Source organism: Clostridium sp. AM42-4 (genome assembly GCF_003480105.1).
In the GTDB taxonomy this organism is placed as follows: Bacteria; Bacillota; Clostridia; order Lachnospirales; family Lachnospiraceae; genus Brotaphodocola.
Genome location: NZ_QUIK01000043.1, coordinates 1084 through 1948 on the forward strand (window position 1 = coordinate 1084; position 865 = coordinate 1948).

Annotated in this window: 1 pseudogene; it reads left to right on the plus strand. The window is 40.6% G+C overall.

Annotated features, from left to right (window positions below):
* Positions 1-234: 234 nt before the first annotated feature.
* Positions 235-865 (plus strand): annotated as a pseudogene (locus DW922_RS17170) (carbohydrate ABC transporter substrate-binding protein); the annotation flags it as partial.

Sequence of the window (865 nt, forward strand, 5' to 3'; positions counted from 1 at the left end):
GATACAGGAACCCAGATGTTTGTCGAGGGAAAATCAGCAATGTTTCATGGACATCCGACGGTTATGCAGCAGCTGCAGAACCAGATGGATGCGGAGCTGATCCGTATTCCCTACTTTTCACAGACATCGGATGAATCCTATGTATACATGACTCCGTCCTTAAACATTGCATTTAACAAAAATCTGGAAAAAGACCGGGAGAAACTGGATACTGCACTGGATGTGCTGGATTGTATGATTTCAGAAGAAGGGCAAAAGCTGATTGCGGATGGAAGCGGCGTCATTTCATTGAATACAGATGTTCCAACCATGATGCAGGATGTGCCTGGACTGGAAGAGGAAATTAATAATAATGCCGTTTATATCCGATATTCCGCTCAAAAATCTTTTTATGCAAGTCTTGAGGCTGTTCACGGATTACTGTCAGGGGAAATGGATGAAACACAGGCTTATGATATTTTTTGCAGTGTAATGAATCGTAAAGCTCCAGAAGAAAAAGCAACGGTGAATTTTGAAAATGAATATTCCATTTCACTGAACGATAGAAATGGCCGTGATGCAGCATCTTCCATTTTAACTACGATCAGAGAAGAAAATGATGCACAGCTGGCTCTGGCGCCATATTATTATTTCACTTCTTCTATGTACAAAGGAGAATGCACCAATAGCCGGGTTGGCATGATGACAGCGAAGAGTTCAGATACAGCATTATATGTTGCAAAAATCAATGGTAAACAGGTTTATGAACTCGTGAAAAATTATCTCGCCGATGCTGATGAGAATTTTTACATAACCAACAAATACGAATTACCAATTGCATCCGGTATGAAAATGATCGTCAATCAAGCGGAAGGTGGATTTTCAT